At 75.4% G+C, this 18,395-nt stretch carries 8 protein-coding genes; all 8 read right to left on the bottom strand.

Features of this window, described 5'->3' with window-relative positions; translation table 11 throughout:
- Window positions 1-3: 3 nt before the first annotated feature.
- Genes WD341_RS16210 through WD341_RS16245 form a run of 8 tightly spaced genes read right to left on the bottom strand, consistent with a single transcriptional unit; the run spans window position 4 to window position 18,394 of the window.
- Window positions 4-3,303 (bottom strand): DUF4157 domain-containing protein, encoded by a 3,300-nt coding sequence (locus WD341_RS16210; protein ID WP_368426518.1) that lies wholly within the window; start codon window positions 3,301-3,303, stop codon window positions 4-6.
- A complete protein-coding gene (locus tag WD341_RS16215; protein WP_368426519.1) occupies window positions 3,300-5,414 on the bottom strand; it encodes an ATP-binding protein in 2,115 nt (704 codons plus the stop codon). Before WD341_RS16215 ends, WD341_RS16210 begins: the two co-directional genes overlap by 4 nt.
- On the bottom strand, window positions 5,411-6,940 hold the full coding sequence (locus WD341_RS16220) for a hypothetical protein (RefSeq protein ID WP_368426520.1): 1,530 nt from the start codon (window positions 6,938-6,940) through the stop codon (window positions 5,411-5,413). The genes WD341_RS16215 and WD341_RS16220 overlap by 4 nt, the downstream gene beginning before the upstream one ends.
- Window positions 6,941-6,945: 5 nt before the next feature.
- Complete coding sequence (locus WD341_RS16225; RefSeq protein WP_368426521.1) at window positions 6,946-9,792, bottom strand: hypothetical protein; 2,847 nt, start codon at window positions 9,790-9,792, stop codon at window positions 6,946-6,948.
- A gap of 32 nt (window positions 9,793-9,824) precedes the next feature.
- Window positions 9,825-11,795: a hypothetical protein gene (locus WD341_RS16230; protein WP_368426522.1), complete on the bottom strand. Its 1,971-nt coding sequence runs from the start codon at window positions 11,793-11,795 to the stop codon at window positions 9,825-9,827.
- Between the two features lie 34 nt (window positions 11,796-11,829).
- Window positions 11,830-14,280 carry a hypothetical protein gene (locus WD341_RS16235; RefSeq protein WP_368426523.1) on the bottom strand — a complete coding sequence of 817 codons (2,451 nt, stop codon included), beginning with the start codon at window positions 14,278-14,280 and terminating at the stop codon, window positions 11,830-11,832.
- A complete protein-coding gene (locus WD341_RS16240) occupies window positions 14,277-16,427 on the bottom strand; it encodes a phage tail protein (protein WP_368426524.1) in 2,151 nt (716 codons plus the stop codon). The genes WD341_RS16235 and WD341_RS16240 overlap by 4 nt, the downstream gene beginning before the upstream one ends.
- Entirely contained in the window at window positions 16,424-18,394 is a 1,971-nt protein-coding gene (locus tag WD341_RS16245) for a putative baseplate assembly protein (protein ID WP_368426525.1), read from the bottom strand. Before WD341_RS16245 ends, WD341_RS16240 begins: the two co-directional genes overlap by 4 nt.
- Window position 18,395 lies beyond the last annotated feature (1 nt).

Here is an 18,395-nt window from a genome sequence, read left to right on the forward strand (position 1 = left end):
GCCTCAGGGTCCGGCCGTCGTCGGCCCGCTGGCCTCGATCCAGGCCTGGATCGCGGCCAGATCCGCGGGGCTGGTCTGTTGCCAGCTCGGCGGCTGCGGCGCGGCGTGCGCGCGCGGGTCGGACGGTGCGGCCTGCGCGGCCGGCAGCAGCGGCAGGAGCGAGGGGCGTTGGGCGAAGTCGAAGGGATCCTCGATGACGTGGATCCTTTGGTGGTGACTCGGCAGGCAGCGCCCCTCTGCGAGGTAGCGGTCGTACTCGCTGCGGAACATGACCCGGTTGCCGGAGCTGTCGCGGGCCGGGCCGCCGCCGAGCTCGTCGTAGCGCGGGATCGTTTCGCTCAGCGCCCAGCCGACCAGGGCGCCGCCGATCAGCCCGACGACGAAGCCGATGGCAGTGCCGACGCCCGGCACCACCGATCCGGCCACCGCCCCGGCCGCAGCGGCGCCCATGGCGGAGCCGGCCGCCGCCGAGGCGCCGCCGATGACGAAGGAGCGGCCCATCCGGTAGGAGACCTCGCCCGCCGAATGCTCCCGGTCCTCGGTCAGGATGCTGTAGCCCTCGAAGCCTATGTCGACCACGCCGCCGGGCACCGCCCGGGAGGCGCCGCGCATCGCCAGCGAGCGGGCGGCCGAGACCTCCAGCCCCTCGCGCAGCAGGTAGGCGCTGGTGCGAGAGGCCGCCGCCGTCTCCAGCGAGGAGCTGAGGCCGCTGCGCAGGCCTTCGCGCCCGGCGGCGCCGCCGATGCGCTCCCAGGTCTCCAGGTTCCCGAACCCCTGTTCGCGGCTGTTCCAGGCCTCCATGCCGCCGCCCATCGCGACGCCGAGGAGACCGCCCCGGCCGCCGTAGGTGCGCATGGCGTGGAGGTCGCCGCGCAGGCCGCCGCCCTGGCCGACCGAATGCATGTACTCGGGCGAGGCGACGCGCCGGATGTAGTCGTTGGCGCGGGCGCGGGCGCTGTCGTAGTCGGCGCGCGCGCGAGCCTCGGCCGCCGTCGTCGGGGTCGGCACGTCGGGCGCGACGGTGCGCGCCGCCATGCGCCCGACGCGGTCGACCAGCTGGTAGTGCTCGCGCGTCGTCAGACGGCCCTGCTCGAGCGCCTGGTCGAGCGCGGCGACGCTGCGGAACTCCTCTCCGGCAGCCGAGCGGACCGGCGTGGCGGCCAGCAGCCCGTCGTAGACGCGGGTCAGGTCGGCGCGCTGGTAGTTGCGCCGCGGCGAGGCGCCGCCGCCGGCGGTCGGCTCGCGCGCGAAGGGGTCGCGCAGCAGTGCCTGGTAGGCCGGCACGTCGGCTGGATCGACGTGCAGGAGGCGGCCGCCTTCGCCGAACATCTCCGACTGGTTGCGCAGGTAGCTGCTGAACTGGTCGAGACGGCTGGCGGAGCCGGCGCGCGCGGTGCCCGTGCGCCGGCTGGCGCTGAAGCGCTGCGCCGGCGCCGGCGGCGCCTCGGGCCGCAGGCCCGGGTGCAGGCCGCCGAAGGCGTCGTGGAAGGCCTGGCTCTGCGGTGTGCCGAAGCCGATGTTCGGTCTGACCTGGGCAGCCGCCTCGGCGCTGACGCCGTTCAGCAGGGCGGTGTGCTGCATGATGCCGATCCGGCCAGACTGTAGCGCGGCGTCCAGGTCGGCGATGGTGCGCAGGCTAGGGCCACCGTCGCCGACGTCGATCGGCCGGTCCTGCAGGACGCCGTCGTAGATCCGGGTGACGGCGCTGCGCTGATAGTTGGGCAGGTCGGAGGCGCCGCCGCTGCTCGACAGCGGATCGGCGAGGAGGCCGCGGTAGCCCTCGAAGTCGCTCGCGTCGACGACCAGGGCGGACTGGGCGCGCACCTCGGCCGCGGTCCGCCCCCGCGCCGAGGTCGCCATGAACTGGTCGAAGCCCCTGTAGCCGGGATCGGCGCCGAGCAGGCGGGCGTGGCCCTCCAGGTAGTTGTGATACTGCTGCGTCAGGCTGCCGCTCTGGGAGGCTGCGGTGCCGGGCACGCGCGACTTCACCGAAAGGTCGAACTGGTCGCCGAACAGCAGCTGGAAGTCGGTGCGCGGGTGGCTCGGCGTCCGCACGTTCTGATCGATGACGCCGAAGCCGTAGAGCGCGTCCGGGCCGGTGCCGAAGTAGGCCTCGGAGATCGCGCCCTGGCGGCCTGCCGGGCTCTGGTTGCCGAAGGCGCGGGTCAGGGCGACGTCGCGCGGGCTGGCATAGGCGTTGGCACCGGAGATGCCATAGAGCCGCGCCAGCTCGGCGGCGGCGTCCTCGCCGGGGGGCAAGGTGCGCGGGTCGCCGGTGTCGAAGCGGGAGAAGGCGGTGCCGCTCGGCGGCCGGTCGCTGCCGGGCTGGCCGGGGACGAAGTCCTCCGAGGCGCCGAACTGGACCCGGGCGACCTCGGCCAGGTAGTCCTCCAGGCGGACCCGTCCGATGCCGTTGCGGGTCAGGTAGGCCTCGAACTGGGCCGTGCTCATGATCGGCTCGCCGCCCAGGTCCTGCGCCGTGCCGTTGATGAGATCGGGGTTGCTGACCGCGACGATGTCGAGGGCGCCGTTGGCGCCCTGCATCAGGCGGACCAGGGACAGGGTCGCGCCCTGCTCGATCTCCTCCAGCCAGAGGTGGCCCAGCTCGATGCGGAAGTCGCGCTCCAGGTCGAGCCGGTCGCGCAGGATCAGGTGCGCCTCGTAGTCGAGCTCCACGAGGCTGTGGTTGGCCAGCCACTGCCGGACCGCGAGCGTGCGCAGCACAAGGTCGTGGTTGCCGAGGCCGACGACGTCCTCGGCATAGGGATCGAAGCTCCAGCCAGGTTCGGGCGCAGCGGGCCCGTCCTCCCGGCTGACGGCGGCGCGCGGCGCCTGCGCGAGCGGCAGCACCGGCCCGGGCCGCCACAGGTCGTCGGCCCAGCGCACCGCCTCCTGCTCGGCCGCATCGCCGCCGGTGCTGAGCGGGCGCTCGTCGCGCCGACCGAGGGGGCGCTCCTGGGCGACGTGCAGCTGCTCGTCGCCGAGGTCGTCGCGGTCGGCGGCGCCGCCGAGCAGGATGCTGTCGCCGCGGGAGAGCGCGCGGGCGCCGAGGCCGGCGGTCACCCGGTCGGCGGCCGCGCCGCGGTGCAGCCGGACCCCCGAAAGATCGACGCCCAGGCGGGCCTCGCCCTGCCGTCTCGTCGGAGCGTCGAGCGGCGAGCCGCCGCCTGCCGCCGCCTGCAGCAGCTGGTTGCCGGGCAGGCCGCCAGTCGAGGGCTCCGGCCGCGCCGTGGCACGCTCCTGCCGTCCCGCCGGTTCGGCCGCCGCGGCCTTGGCCGCCGGCTCCCGCGCCGGCCGGCTCACGGCCCGGCTCCGTTGCTCGACGCCGCCCCCGGTCCCGCCCCGCGCGCGCGGCCAGCGGCTGCCGGGGCCGGCGGCGCGGCCTGACCGTTGGCGTGGCGCCGAGCCGGGGTGCCGGGCAGTTGCCCCCGCTTCATGAGCTGCCGGCGGATCGCCGTATCGAGCACCTCCGGATCGATGGGACTGCCGCGGGCCGCCGCCAGGAAGGCGGCCTCCAGGGCGGCGGTCCGGATGTCGCCGCCGCTCAGCTCGAAGCGCTGCGCCAGCTCCCGGAACTCGACCGTCGGGCAGAGCGGTGCCTGCGCCGGGATCGCCTTGCGCCAGAGCTTCGCGCGCGCGGCCGTGTCCGGCATGGGGAACTCGATGACGAAGGGCAGGCGGCGCAGGAAGGCCGTATCCAGGTTGCGGCTGAGGTTGGTCGCCAGGATCACGATGCCGTCGTGATCCTCCAGGCGTTGCAGCAGATAGGCGATCTCGATGTTGGCGTAGCGGTCGTGGCTGTCCTTGACCTCGCTGCGCTTGCCGAACAGGGCGTCCGCCTCGTCGAAGAAGAGGATGGCGTTGGCGGCGCCGGCGGCGGAGAACAGCCGCTCCAGGTTCTTCTCGGTCTCGCCGATGTACTTGCTGACCGTCGAGGCGAGGTCGATGCGCCAGAGATCCAGGCCGACCTCGGCGGCGACGACCGCGGCGCTCATGGTCTTGCCGGTGCCGGAGCCGCCGGAGAAGAGCGCGGCGAGGCCCTGGCCGACGCCCCGGCCGACGCCGCCGAAGCCCCAGAGGTCGAAGACCTGGCCGCGTGCCGAGATCGCCGCGGCGAAGTCCTTGAGCTGGGCGAGCGCGCCGGCGGGCAGCACCAGTTCTTCCCAGCCGGCCGAGGTGACCACCGGCCGGGCCAGGCCGGCAAGGTCGGCGGTGGTCTCCGCACGTGCGGCCGCGATCAGGGCCGGCGCGTCGACCCTGGCCGTCTCGCCCTCCAGGCCGAGGCGGCGCGCCGCTCGGGCGATCGCCGCCTCGCCGAGCGCGAAGCGCCCGGCGACCGCGCCTACCGCTTTCGGCGAGGCCTTGTGACCCAGGGCCGCGAGCGACCTCCGCCAGGAGTCGGAGCGCGCCTGCACGCCCGGCAGGTGGCACTGCCGCTGCTGCACCAGGCGAGGTGCCAGGGCCGCGGGCCAGCCGCCGGCCTCCTGGACGAGCAGGGCGACCGCCACGCCGAGGTCGAGGCCGCGCAGCGGGGCGGGCCGCACGTTGCCGAGGTCGAGGACCAGGACGGCCCCTTCGAGCCGCGCCGCCAGCGCCGCCTCGCGCAGAGCCTCCGGTGGCGGGGGCCCGTCCGCCTCGACCGTCGGCGGGTCGTAGAGCAGCGCGCGCAGGCCGAGCCCGGCCGCCCAGCGGGCCGCCTCCGCTCGCCGGCCGCTGCCCGGCGGCCCGCTGACGAGCACCGCCGGCGGGTCTGGCGGGAGCCCTTCCGGGGAGGGCCGCCGGTCACCCTCGTCCGGCGGATCGGGCAGCCAGGCGAGCCCGGGCGCGGGCAGGCCCGGCAGCCGGAGCAGGTGGTGCAGGAGCGAGGGCGAGCCGCGCCAGCCGCGCAGCAGCAGCGGGCGCGCCGGCTCGTCCGGCTCGCTCGGCAGCAGCAGGCCCTCGGCGACCAGGCCGCCGGCCGCCAGCGGCAGCGCCGGCGAAAGCACGGTCCGCAGGCGTGCGCTGCCGGCGGCGTCGCCGGGCGCGACGAGCAGCCGACAGGCCAGATCGAGCGTCGGCCAGCGCCGTGTCACGTCGTCGTTCAGGTAGGCGAAGAGCGTCGGGTAGCGGGCGTCGAGCTCCGGCGCCAGCGCCAGCACCAGCAGCGCGCAGCCGAGCGGGCAGAGCCCGAGCGCGCGGCCCCGCTCCGCGACCGGCGCGATCAGGGGCGCCGTCAGGCGCGGCAGCGGCGCCGCCGGCCCCGCGCCGCTTTGCGCGAGCAGGGCGTCGACCAGGGCGTCGGAGACGTAGAGGCCGCGGAACTCGTCGAGCGACAGCGCGTAGCGCGCGCGCAGCCGCTGCAGCTCACCGGCGATCAGCACGTCCAGCGCCGCCAGGGCCGATGCGAAGACGGGAGCCTGCAGGCTGCCGCTCATGGCCAGCGCTCCAGGACCAGCCGGCGGCCGTCGTCGAGGCGGACCTCCCGCTCGGCCAGCCCGCTCATGCCGAGCAGCACGTCGAGGGGCGGCCGGTTCAGGCGGATGCGGATCGCCTCTCGGCCGAGCAGCGCGCTGCCGCCGGCCCCGAGCAGGTTGCCGCGCAGGAAGGCGGGGGAGGCGCCGGCGAAGCCCGGAAGGCCCTGGGCGAGCCCCAGCATCAGCTGCCCGGCGAGGCGTCCGAGGGCCGCCCGTGCGGCGCCGCCTGGCACAAGGGACCGGGGCAGGCCCAGCGGGGCCGGTTCGCCCGCAACCGCGACCTGGCCGGGCAGGCCGCGCCAAGCCGGGGCGGGGATCGCGGCGGACCAGGCCGCGATGGCCGGCGCGTCGAAGACGCCGGGCAGGCGATAGAGGTCACGCCACAGCGGGTCGCGCCAGAGCGCCGCTTCCGCGCCGGCGGCGGCAGCCAGGATCAGCAGCCGGACGAGCTCGGCGGCCGGCGGCCCGGCGCCCTCCGCCGTCTCGGGCCTCGGCCAGTCCTGGACCGCCGTCTCGAGCGGCAGCTCGTGCAGCGCCGGCAGCAGCAGCGCGAAGCCGAGCAGCGGCGAGGCGCGCCAGCCTTCGGCCGGGACGGCCCGCTCGCCCTCGGCGGCTCGGGCCAGCCGCAGTGCCTCCAGCAGCGGCGCCGGCAGGCGCAGGCGGGCGTCCGGCGGCGCGGTGGAGCGGCCGCCGCCGTCGCGCCCGTCCGGTGTCGGCGTCTCCGCCCCGGGAAGGTCGTCCAATAGCAGGGGCCGCAGCTCGGCCGCGCGGCGGGCGATGGGGACCAGCCAGGCGATTCCCTCGGTTCCGGGTGCGGCTGCGGCCTCGACGACGGCGGCCAGCGCCGCGACCGGGTCGGGCAGGTCGCCGCTGTCGAGCAGGGCCCGTGCCATGGCGCTCCAGACGGCCTCGCCGGGCGCTCCGCCGGGGCCGGCGGCCAGGGCCGTGAGGATGGTGGCGGCCTCCTCCGGCGCCAGCACCCTCCAGAGCCGCGCGCGCTGCGGCGGAGGACAGGCGGCGAGCACCCTTGGCGCGCTCTGCCAGTCGCGCGACAGAAGCGTCCGGACGGCGGCGCCCGGCGGCAACGCGCGCAGCCCTGAGAAGCCGCGGAACCACCAGCGGTCCCAGGCCGATCCCTCGAGCAGGGCGCCGATGAAGGCGGCCGCATGGGCCGCCCGATCGGGAAACCGCAGCACGCCGGACTGCGCGGAGCCGGCCGCGGCGACGCCGGCGGCGATGGCTTCGGCCAAGCGCTCGGCGAGCAGGTCCAGCGGCGCCGCGGCGGGATGAGTCAGCTCGACGGCCAGGCGGCGGATCAACAGGACCGACGCGTCCTCCTCGCCCTCTCCCGGGAGGTGGGCGGCGAGGCGGTCGGCCAGGCGCGCCCGCAGGGCCGTCTCCGCCTCCTGCGCCCGGCGGCCGGTCTCGCCCGGATCGACCTCCAGGATCAGGTGCAGGCGGCGGATCGCGAGCTGGGGCACGGTCACGGCAGCTATCCCTCCGGCGCGGCGAGCCCGGCCGCCAAGGACTGCAGGGTTTCGCTCAGCCTGGAGATCCTCTCTTCCTGGGTCGCAAGCGCCCTGCTCAGGGCGGCGAGCGCGTCGGCTCCCTGGATCCCGACCGCGACCGTCACCGGCTCGGGATCGTCGGCCGAGCGGTCCTCCCAGGCGCGGCCGACGACCTGCCCGGCGAGGGCCGGGACGAGGTCCGCAGGCGGCACCGCGCGTCCCTCGCCGTCGTTGCGGCCCGAGGGCAGGATGAAGTCGCCGGATCGGACGCCGCCCGGCACGCGGAGCCGGACCTGCCCGACCAGGGCGACCGTCTCGCTGCCGCTCTCGCCGCTCATCGGCACGTTGCCGACGACCACGGCGCGGTCGGTGGTGACCAGCAGGGCGTCGGCGCCTTCCGTGACCAGGGAGACCCACCCGCCCTTGACCCCGACGAGGCGGCCCGGCCCGATGCCGTCGGCGGCCTCGGCGCGCGGCAGGGCTTCGGCGAAATCGGCGCCGCCCGAGAGCAGCCTCAGGAAGTTGCCGCCGGTCCCGGGATTGCTGCCGACGGTCGTGCTCTGCTCGATCCGTCCGACCGCCCCCGTCGAGTCGAAGAAGGTGATGAAGTTGTTGGAGCCCCCGGCGACGCCGCCGGCGATGCGGAGCGCCAGGACGTCGGCGTTGGCGCCGGCCAGGTTCTCGACCAGCGCGACATGGCTGTCGGGGTCGCCGGCGTTGCCGCCGATGGTGCCGCGCACGTGCAGGTGCGTGGTCGGCGAGGCCGCGCCCATGTTGATGCCGACCCGGTCCTCGCGCAGGGTGACGCCGACGGCCCCGGCGTTGGCGAGGAGCGTTCGCTGGCTGGCGACGTCGTATGTGATGGTCGAGCGCACGGCCGAGGCGACCGCGAACTCGATGCGCGCGGAGCCGCCGCCGCCGGTCACGTCCAGGGACAGCTCGGGCTGGCTCTTGGCGACGTGGAGGGAGGCGGCGGGGGCATCGGTGCCGAGGCCGAGCCGTCCGTCGCTGGTGACCGCCACCCGGCTGGAGGCCGCGGTCGAGCCGTGCACACGCAGCCCGCCGCCGTTGGCCTGAAGCTCCAGGCGGGCCGCGGCGCCGCCGTCCTCGGCGCGCAGCGCACCGGCGTCCAGCTTCAATGCCCGGCCGGAGCCGCTCTCGCGGATGTCGAGGCGGGCGGCGGGACTCTCGGTGCCGAGGCCGAGGTCGCCCTGGGCGTTGAGAGTCGCGCGCACCGCGTTGCCGGTTCCCAGGTGCAGCCGGTCGTTGGCGTGGGCGTAGCGCAGGAAGCCGGCGCGACTTTCGGCCGGCCCCGCCGTGCCGTCGGCGAAGTGGATGTTGGCCGTGGCGGTGTCCTCGGACAGCAGCGTCAGCCCGACGTTGGCGCCGGGGTTGTGGACGACGAGGTCGTTGGCGTCGGCATGGAGCGAGATCGGGTCTTCCATGCGGACGCCGACGTGCCCGGTTGCGGTGAAGGTCGTCGCGTTGGCGAGGTCGCCGCCGACACTCACCCGTAGCCGGTTCGCGCTGTCGTCGTAGGCGATGTGGGCCGCCTCCGCGAGGGCTGGCAGGGTCTGGAAGCCGATCTTGGCCGTGGCGTCGGCGTCGACGGCCAGCGCCAGGTTGATGCCCTCGCCCCGGCTGAACAGCACGTGGTCCGTCTTGAGGTCGTCCGGCAGGTCGAGACCGGCCGCCAGCACGCCGTCGGTGCGGACCAGGAAACGCTCCTCGAGGTCGCCGTAGTCGGCGGCCGGGCCGACGGCAAGGCGGTCCTTGCCGTCGCTGGTGCTGCCGATCACGATCTGGAAGTCCTGCCCGGCCGCCGGATTGTTCGGGCTCACGGCGCGGCGCGCATAGAGCGGCACGTCGGCGGCCTCGGCGCCGGCGGCGTCGCGCAGCTCCAGCCTGGTGCCGAACAGGCGGACCTGGCCGGTCGCGCGCAGGTTGCCCTCGACCCAGACCAGCTCCCGGCCGACCAGCCGGTCCGTGGTCTTGGTCGAGTCGTCCCGGTCCGGCTCGTTGATCAGGTCGTCGACCGTGATCCTGTCGGCCTGGCACAGGGTGTCGGCGGCGTCGCCCGGCTTGAACTGGGTGAAGCGGTCGCGCAGGCGGATCACGCCGTCGGCGGCGAACAGGCTCTCGGCGACCGCGCCGGCCGGCTGGCGCAGGGTGCGGCCGAGCTTCAGTGCATCGGCCGTGCGCGGCTGCAGCTGGCCGGGCGCCCCGTCCACCCAGTTGCCGACCCCGAGCGGGACGAGCCAGCGCGCCCGGTCGAGCGGGAACTCCTGGTAGGGCACCGAGGCATCGCACATCAGCGGTGCCTCCTCGATGAGCGCACGGGCCGCGAGCCGCGCGTCCTCGACCGCCTGGCCCGCGAGGCTGAGGCCGCCCTGGCGGTCCCGGATGCGTGCGAAGGGGCCGACCTCGAGGGCGAAGCTCTCGCGGATGCGGGCGAAGGCCTCGTCGACGCCGCAGCTCTCGAAGCCCTCGCGCAGGCCCCGGAAGGGCGTCTCGTCATAGCGTATCCAGACCTGCTGGTTGCCGCTCGGCAGGCCGCTGAAGCGCTCGAGCGGCACCTGCGCCGGCGACAGCACGACGATGGCGCGGCCGTAGCCGTCCCAGGCGAAGCCGGGCATGACGAAGAGGTCGACCGCGCCGCCGGTCTCGGCCGGCACCTCGACCAGCTCCAGCCCAATGGCGATTCCCCAGGTGTGGGCGGCCAGGGCGTGCTCGCGCCCCAGGTCCCGGGCGTAGGTGACCAGGGCCGCGAGGTCGGCGGCGCCCAGGTACTGGCCCTCGAAGAAGCTCGGACGCTCGAGTCGGCTGGCCATCTTGCTCTTCCTTCCTGGCTCCGCTTGCGGTCTCAGCGCTTGCGCTTGGCGGCGCCCCGGGTGCCGCCGGTCGGCTTCGGCGCGCCGTCGCCGGCGTCGAGCCGCGCCTTCAGCGCCGCGATCTCCTTGGCCTGGGCGTCGAGGGCGTACCTCAGCTCGGCGACCTCGCCGCCGGCGGTCGGCCGGCCGGTAATCGCCGTTTCCAGGCCGAGGCCGCCCGGCAGCAGTCCGCCGGAGCTGCGGGCGAGGTCCGCCAGCGTCTTCATCAGGCCGCTGCCGGCGAGCCGGGCGGTCAGCTTCGCCTCCTCCTCCGGCTCCAGTCCCTCGGCCTTGGCGAAGGCCGGCCGACGGAACACCAGATCGAATAGGTCGCCCTGGGTCAGGGTCTCACCGCCCGCGCTTTCGGGCCGCGACAGCTGCTGCGCGAAGGCCTTGGCGAGCAGCGGGTCGGCGAGCGGCTTGAAGTTCCAGGCCAGTCCGGCCGGTTGCTCGAACAGGTTTCCGCCGGTTCCTCCCGCCTCGCGCGCGCCCTCGCCCGGGCCTTCTGCCGCGCCCACCGCGAAGAGCCCGAACGGCTGCGGCTGGCCCGCCGCGAGACCCGGTTCGGCGGGGTCCCGATCGAAGCGGCCGAAGTCGAGGGCCTGGCAGCAGAGCTGCTCCATGAAGTCGCGCAGGATACGGCGCAGCGGAATCCAGCCGAGCCAGTAGCCCAGGGTCGGGAAAGTGACGACATGGCCGCGCAGCGGCGTCCAGTTGCAGACCTTGACGATGTGGCAGTCGCGCTTGCGCACGGTCACGGAGGCCAAAGGGACGCGCGGGTCGCCCGGCGCTGGACAGGGCGGCAGGATGTTGCTGCAGATGCAGTGCAGCATGGCCTCCAGCGCCACGCCCAGCATCGCCAGGATCGACTGCTGCAGGCCGCTTCTGAAGGCGTCGAGCGGCAGGTCGGGATTGGGGCAGGGCACGGCGGCCAGCTTTTCCATCGCCTCGCAATCGGTGCCGCCGATGCGGGCGTAGTAGCCCGACAGGCTTGCCCGGACCGCGCAGCACCAGCGGAACCAGGCCTGGCGGTCGGCGGCCGTCATGGCGCCGAAGTTGCCGGGCGGGCGCGGCAGCGTCTTCTCGAGGTCGCGCAGGCAGCAGGCGATGCGCGCCGCCATCTCGCCCTCCAGCCCCTCGAAGAAGCCGGCGAGGCTGCCTAGGATGACCTGGGCCGGGCCGCTGTTGCCGTTGGGGTCGCGTCCCTGCGGGTCGCGCGGCTCCTCCTCGGGCTTGCGGAAGACCTCGTAGCGGTAGCTTTCGCAGGTCACGGTCGGCTCGCAGGTCGGCGGCGCGCCGCGGCGCAGCCGCGGCTGCGTCGTCGTCGTCGCCGTCGGCCCGTGGCCGTTCGAGCCCCCGGTGCCGGAGCAGCCGCAGCCGCCACCGCAGGCGCAGCCCTTGCCCTTGCAGCCGCCGGACCCGCAGGCGCAGGTTGCCGGGCCGACGAGCGGGGTCTGCGGCCGGGACGGCGTTTCCAGGTAGCGGATCGCCAGGATCCACTCTTCCTCGACGTCGTCGCAGGCGTCGCGCCCGGCATAGGGACGGCAGTCGGGCTCCGCGATCTCGCGGCAGCGGGCGATCAGCTCGCAGATGTCGACGCTGTCGGGCTTGCAGACGACGATGTCCTCGCCGCAGGGCGAAAGGGCATAGCCGGGGCTGACGTTGACCAGCTCGTCGCAGGGCGCGCAGGTCACCACCAGGCCGCAGACGACGCCGGAGCCGAAGAGGTGGCGGTTGTGCAGCTTGTGCTTCTCGACGATGTAGTGGTCGAGCCGGTTCAGGTCCTGCTCGGTGAGCAGCTGGCCAGCGAAGAAGCGCGGCCTGCACAGGCACTCCAGGCCGCCGCAGTCCGGGCAGGGCTGGCAGCCCGGGTCGGGACCGTAGCCTTTCGTCTTCGCGACCGGGCGGCTGGCCCAGCGGACGCTGCCTCCGGCATGCCTGCCGACCGTGTGATTGTCGCTCATCATCCGTCTCCTTCAGGAGCCGCGCCTGCGCGCCTCAGCCCTCCAGGGCGACCACGAACCAGCTCTCGAACAGTCCGCCCTCGATGCCGTCGCCCGACCGGCGGTCCGGCAGCCACGGCGGCAGGTGGTTGCCGTCGAGCCCGCGGCCCTCGTCGTCGGCGATCAGGTCGCCGTGAAGCAGCACGCGCAGGCTCGCGCCCCGCTCCCTCAGGCGCGGCGGTATCCCGGCGGCGCGCCAGCGCACGCCGTCGACCAGGGGGTCGCCCGTCGCCTCGAACCCGGCGTCGGGGTTGCAGGGCTCGCGGAAGCGCAGGCCCTCGATCACCTCGGATTCCCAGTTGCACCAGCAGAGCAGCCGGTTCTCCTCGTCCGGCGTGCGGACCTGGACCTCGAGGCTGAAGTCGTCGATGTCCTCGCGCCGCACCGGCCGGTCGAAGCCGATCACCAGCCCGCGCTCCAGGACCTCGCCGAGGGAGATCTGGCCGCGATGCCGCCAGCTGATCGTGCAGACGTGGGCGAGGGTGGGGTCGAGGTCGCCGCCAGGCCCTGCGGGCCCTTGCGGTCCGGCGGGACCCTGCGGACCCACAGGCCCTTGCGGTCCCTCGGGACCTTCCGAGCCCTCGCCGGCCGGGCCGGCCGGCCCCTGAGGGCCCTGCGGGCCCGGCGGCCCTTGCGTGCCGCCTCCGCCGAGGCCGCCTTCCATCAGGCACAGCAGGGCGTTGGCGATGGCCTGGGTGCTGGGCAGGTGGAGGCGGCCCAGGTCGTTGTTCAGGCGCGCGATCTCGGCGGCGAGGTCGGCCGCCGGATCGGGCGCGCCCGGCGGCCGGTCCTCAAGGCTGAATCCCGGCCGCCAGTTCTCGATGGTCGCCAGCACGACGCAGTCGGCGGTGACGCAGCCGGGGCATTCGCCCCCGAGCAGGGCGGCGGCGCAGTCCGTCTGCTCGACGTCGAGCACCGCGACGCCGCCGGCGCTGGCGACCGCCAGGTCCCCGACGTAGGGGACGTAGGCGCGGCCGGCGGCACCGGCCAGCACGACCTGCCCGGCGTTGTCGCCGACCTCGACGGGCGCCGTCGGGCTGCCTGTGCCCCCGATCGCCAGCGGCGTCAGCGAGAGCCCCTGGACGAAGCGCGCGTCGCCGTCCGCGACCAGCAGGATCGCCCAGTTGCCGCCCGCCGCCACGGCCGCCGCGACCGGCGCGTGGGCCAAGCCGGCGCTGCCGAGCAGGCTTGCCGCCACCGGGTCGAACAGCAGCGCGGCCTCGGCCGCCTCGTCGAGGAGCAGCAGCCGGTCCGGGCCCGTCGAGCGGACGACCGCGCCGCCGGCCAGCGCTACCGCCGCCGGCAGCCCGGCGATCGCCGTCTCCGGCAGCCCAGCGGTGGCCAGGTCGAGAGAGAAGAGCTCGTTGCCGCCCGGCGCGCCCGCATAGAGCGTGCCGCCGCTGCCCGTCCCCAGCAGTTGGCGGGCGGCGCCCAGGTCGTGGCTGTCGTCCGGGGCCGCCGGGTCGGCCACGCCCGGGGCCCAGAGGCGCAGCGCGCCGGTCGCGCCGGCCAGGGCGACGAGGCGGCCGTCGTCGAGCGCGAGCAGGTCGAGCGGGCTGCCGCCGGTGCCGGGGACGGCGTCCTCGCGGACGGCGCCGGCGGCGATGCCGCCCGCACCGTCGGGCTCGAACACCGCCAGCCGCGCCGGGTCGGCGGGTGTCGCGGCATCGACCGTGGCGATGTAAACCGCGCTGCCGTCGGGCGCCACGGCCAGTCCGGTCGCGCGGCCGGCGAGGGCGGCGCTCGCCTCAAGCGCGTGATTGGCGAGGCTGAGCTGGTAGAGCGTGCCGCCGTCGTCGCCGGTCGCGACGAACAGCCGGCCGAGCGCGGGATCGACGGCGACCAGCTGCGCATGCGCGATGGCCAGGGTGGTCGCCCATTTGATCGCCGCCGCGCCGGGGTCAAAGGCCGGCGGCGGCGGGTCGAGCCGGATGTCGAGCGCGTAGGACTCCAGGACGCGGTTGGGCGCGCACTGCGTCTCGTCGCAGCCGCACTCGTCGAACAGGACCGGCACCTCCTCGGTCGGGCATTCGCGGTAGAGGATGCAGACCTGGAGGGTGTGGGACTCCGGCTCCGCCTCGGGATCCTCGGCGGCGGCCTGGATCAGCGCCTCGACCTCGGGGAAGGCGGCGAGCTCGATGATCTCCGGCTCGACGACCAGGATCTCGTGGCCGCAGCAGTCGATCGCGCTGCCCGGCTGCAGCACGAACAGGCGGTCGCGACAGGCGGGGTTGGGGTGCTGGACCAGCTTGAGCCCGCAGACGACCCCGACCCCGTGGAGCCGCTGGTGGTGCAGCCGGATCTTTTCCCGGAAGTAGTGCTGCTCGTCGGTGAAGTCGCGCTCGACCAGCAGCTTCCCGGTGAAGTAGCTGTTGCGGGTCAGGCTGTGGGGCTCGCACTGCTCTTGGCAGCCGCAGGCGGCGTGACGGGCTGCATGGTCGGTCATGGCAAGGCCTCACCGGGTGGGTGGGAGGAACGCGGGGTTCCGGGGCGCAGGCGGCTGTCCCGGCCGAGCCGCGGCGGCAGCCCGCCGGGACCGGCGGCGCCGGGCAGGACGCTGGCCCGGCCCAGCTCGACCGCCCCGAGCGCGAAGCCCTCGCCGGCCAGGCTCGGGGGCCAGCAGCCGACGACGCTGTCGAAGCCGAGGCTGGCCTGGATCCCGATGCGCATGCGCGGGGCGACCGGCACGATCCGGGCCTCGACGTGCGCCGGGATGTTCTCGGCGAGCAGGCGCCTGAGGGCGCCGCGCGCCTGGGGCGTCGCCACGGCGTGGGCCGGGACGAAGAGGCTGAAACGGTGGGCGTCCCTGTGGAAAGGGTCGCGCAGCGGGTCGCGCACGGCGTCGAGCCGGGTCGCGCCCGCCTGCGCGGTCCCGTCGAGCTGGCTGCGGCCGAGGATCCGGGCGCCCCACAGCTCGGCGGCGTCGCCCAGCCGGCCGGCGCCGAGGAACAGCCAGCGCCGCAGCTTCCAGTGCTCGAGCACGAGGAGCGGCAGCGGCGGGCAGCGTTCCGGCGGGGCGCAGGCGGGCGCGCAGTGCGCCGGCGGATGGGTCAACCCCTCCAGGCTGTCCCAGCCGAGCCAGAGCAGCAGCGTGCCGCGCAGGCCCGGCCAGGTGCCGCGGCAAGCGAAGAGGCGGGCGGCCGCGCGCACCAGGCGGCGGCGCCGCGCCTCCGGCCAGCGCTTGTCCAGCGTGACGCCGATCCAGGTTGCCAGCCAGCCCAGCATGTCCCGGTCCGCGCCGGCGGGGGTCGAGCGCGGGTCGAACAGCGCGGCCTGATCGTCGAGCGCCAGCTCGAGGTCGCGCAGGCCCCGGTCGAAGATCCCGAGGAAGCGGTCCAGGAAGCCGGCCGACTGCGGGTCCGCGCCGAAGGCGGCCGGCAGGTAGCGGCGCAGGCTGATCCGCGGATACTCGACGGCGAGACCGGTCACGGAAGGCGTCGCCGTGCCGTCGCCCGTCAGCGTCAGGCGCAGCCAGAGATAGCGGCCGGGCGGGCTCAGGATCAGCGCCTCGGAGGCACCCGGCGTCAGCGGCAGCGCGCTCCAGGCGCTGTCGGGCAGGCCCGCCACCACGCTGTCGGGCAGCTCGGTTTCCGCCGTCGTCGACTCCAGCCGGAGGGCCGCGTGCCGCGGCAGCGCGGCCTCGACCACGATCCGGTGCCACTGGCAGCGGGCGATGCGGCTGTCGAGCGCCAGGGACAGGGCCGCCGCGCTCGTGACGTGGGCGGGAGCGCTGTCGGGCGGGCTCGCCAGGGGCTCGCCCTCGAGGTCGAACCAGCCCGCTCCGGGGCAGAGACCCGTCAGGTCGACCGCGCCGTCGCGGGCGACGCAATGGGACAGGGCGGGAAAATGCTCCGCCACTTCGCCGGGCCGGCTCGGCTGGTCGAGCAGCCGGCCATCACCGTCGCGCAGGTCGATCGTGTCGCGGCCCGGTACCACCGCATAGAGCCGGCCGTCGCAGTCGACGGCGAGGCGCGAGACCGTGCCTGCACCCGCCAGGGCGCCGCGCCAGCCGCCCCAGGGCGCAAAGCGAGGCAGCGCGCCGTTCGCGGCGTCGGCGACCCAGAGCGTGCCGCCCCGGAGCGCGAGCGCCGTCGGCTGCCACGGCTGGGCCGTGGCGCCGGCCGGCGGCGACCAGAGGGCGCGAAGCGCCAGCGCGCGGGCGTCCAGCACCAGCAGGCGACCCGGCGGTCCGGCGTCGGCGACGTAGAGGCGTCCACGGTCCGCGGCGATGCCCCGCGGATCGACCAGCGCCAGCCCGGCGCAGGGCGCGTCGCGGAAGCGGCAGGCGCAGCGGTCGAACAGGCGGAGCCGCCTTCTTTTGCGGGCGAGCAGCCAGAGGTTGCCGTGGCCGTCCAGCGTCATGGTGCCGGGCAGCAGCAGACCGCCCAGGCTGCCCGAGGGCTCGGCGAGGCTGCGCGCCGTGCCGGGCAGGGCGGGCAGCACGAGCGCGCCGCTCGCCGGCTCGATCTCGATGTCCGGCAGCGTCGCCATCGGCCCGGGTGCGAGCCGCCAGCCGGTGCGCGGACCGAGGCTCAGCCAGAGCGGGTCGTGGGGCGGGCGCGGCGGCGGCGGCAGGTAGGCGGCGGCGGTCATGACACCGTCTCCAGCTCTTCGGCCGAGCGCACGGAGACGCTCACCCCGTCGACCCGGAGCAGGGCGCCCCGGGGCAGCGGCACGTCCTGGCAGGGCGCCTGCTCGACGCCCTCCAGGCTGACGACCAGCTCGGGCAAGCGTTCGACCCCCGCCAGCAGCGCGCGGCGATAGAGCTCGCCGTAGAAGAGCGTGCCGCCGAACGGCCAGCCCTGCCCGTCGGCGCCGCCCGTCAGCGGGTGCAGATAGGTCGCGACGGCCGCCTCGATGTCGAGGGTCAGGACCGCGGCGTCCGCATCCGCCGCCGCGACGACCTCCAGCCGCACCTCGACGCCCAGGTAGGACGGGCCGATGACGTAGAGCTCGGTCGTCAGAAGGCGCCGCCTGTCGAGGTGCGCGCAGACCGTCTGGGCCAGCGCCTCGCTGGGGCTCGGCGCCGGACCCGGCGCGTCCGGCACGATCAGCAGGGTGACGACGCCGGGCACGTCGATCCCCGGGAAATGCGGATGGGCGAGCGGCAGCGTGTGGGCCCGGCGGACGGGGCCGGCCTGCCGCGCCAGCATCTCGAAGTCCTCGGCCGTCACGGCCCGGTCGCGCGCCTTGAGCGCGACCGGGGCCCGTCCCGCCGCCGCCTCCAGGCTCTCCTCCTCGGTGCCGCCCTCGGCGGGCAGCGGGTTCGTCACCTTGCCGACGTCGATGCCAGGCAGGGAGCGCATCAGGGTGGCGACCAGGCCGGCGCCCAGGTTGCCGCGCGTGCCGCCGCCGAAGCGGTAGAAGGCGGCGACGACGTTGGACTGGGGCGCGGCCAGGTTGGCGACCGGCACCCGCCCGCGCCTGCCGTCGCCGAAGCGGATTTCGCCGGTCGTGCGGTTGAGGAGGTAGTGGCGGTCGTCCGGGCCGGAGCCGAAGAAGTCCTCGACCTCCCGCCAGGCCTCGAAGCTGCCGGTCTCGTCGACTTCGAGCGCCAGCGTCCCCGCCAGCACCGGGGCGTTGGCGAGGCGGAAGACCTGGGACGGCGTACCCTCGCTGCCGCCCAGCACCTCGCGCGCCACCGACTGCGCCTGCAGCGCCCGCACCGCGTTGGCACGGACGCCGAGCAGGGCCGGCGGCACCTCGTAGGCCGCCTGCTCGAGCCGCGCGCGCAGCCAGAAGCGGGCCTTGTCCTGCTTCTTGCCCAGCTTGGCCGGCGTCGCCTGGCCCGGCGGCGGCGTGCGCAGGCGCACCAACCCGGAGCGGGTCAGCGCCAGCGTGTCGTCGGACAGCAGCGTCAGCGGACGCCACTCGCTGCCGGCCCAGAACTCCCAGGCGAGACGTGCCGGCGCGGCCACCGGGACCACGCCCCCCCCGCAGGGCGCCGGCGGCGGTACCGGGCGGTCGCTCGGCGGCCAGAAGGCCAGCGACAGCTCGACCGACGGCGGCAGGGCGGAGTCGCCGGAAAAGCCCAGCAGCAGCGCGGTCTCCGCCCGGGCCAGCGGGCCGAAGGGCTGGAAGCTGGTGGCGAGGTCCGCATTGGCGGCCGAGACGTCGGCGTAGGCGTAGCCGTCGAACACCTGCAGGGCGTCGAGCTGGGCCTTCAGGGCGGTCAGGACGCGCTCGGTCTCGAACAGGATCGGGCCCTGCTCGTCCGGCTCTGCGGCGGCGACCGGCGTGCGCGCGGGCACTGTCACGCTGCTGCCGGCGAAGCCGGGCTTGACCGGGAAGACCAGCACCGTCTGGGCAGGCCGCGCCGGCGTCAGCTCGATGCCGACCAGCTCCAGGAACTTGAGGTAGTTGAGCTCCGGCACCCGCCCCATGCGGTAGACCAGGAGCTCGCTCAGCCAGGCGAAGAGCTCGATCAAGGCGAAGCCGGCGTCGCCCGGATTGTAGTCGGTCCACTCCGGCGTGTACTGCGGGATGCGGGCGCGGGCCTCGGCCACCAGGTCTTCGAAGCGGCGGTCGTCGAGCCTTGGGATGTGGTCGGAGAGCGGCATG

The organism is Tistlia sp., from assembly GCF_040905785.1.
Classification (GTDB): Bacteria; Pseudomonadota; Alphaproteobacteria; order Kiloniellales; family DSM-21159; genus Tistlia.

Coding starts and splice junctions, on each gene's coding strand:
- WD341_RS16245 (WP_368426525.1), bottom strand. CDS start 18,394: ATGCCGCTCTCCGACCACATCCCAAGGCTCGACGACCGCCGCTTCGAA.
- WD341_RS16225 (WP_368426521.1), bottom strand. CDS start 9,792: ATGGCCAGCCGACTCGAGCGTCCGAGCTTCTTCGAGGGCCAGTACCTG.
- WD341_RS16230 (WP_368426522.1), bottom strand. CDS start 11,795: ATGAGCGACAATCACACGGTCGGCAGGCATGCCGGAGGCAGCGTCCGC.
- WD341_RS16235 (WP_368426523.1), bottom strand. CDS start 14,280: ATGACCGACCATGCAGCCCGTCACGCCGCCTGCGGCTGCCAAGAGCAG.
- WD341_RS16215 (WP_368426519.1), bottom strand. CDS start 5,414: ATGAGCGGCAGCCTGCAGGCTCCCGTCTTCGCATCGGCCCTGGCGGCG.
- WD341_RS16240 (WP_368426524.1), bottom strand. CDS start 16,427: ATGACCGCCGCCGCCTACCTGCCGCCGCCGCCGCGCCCGCCCCACGAC.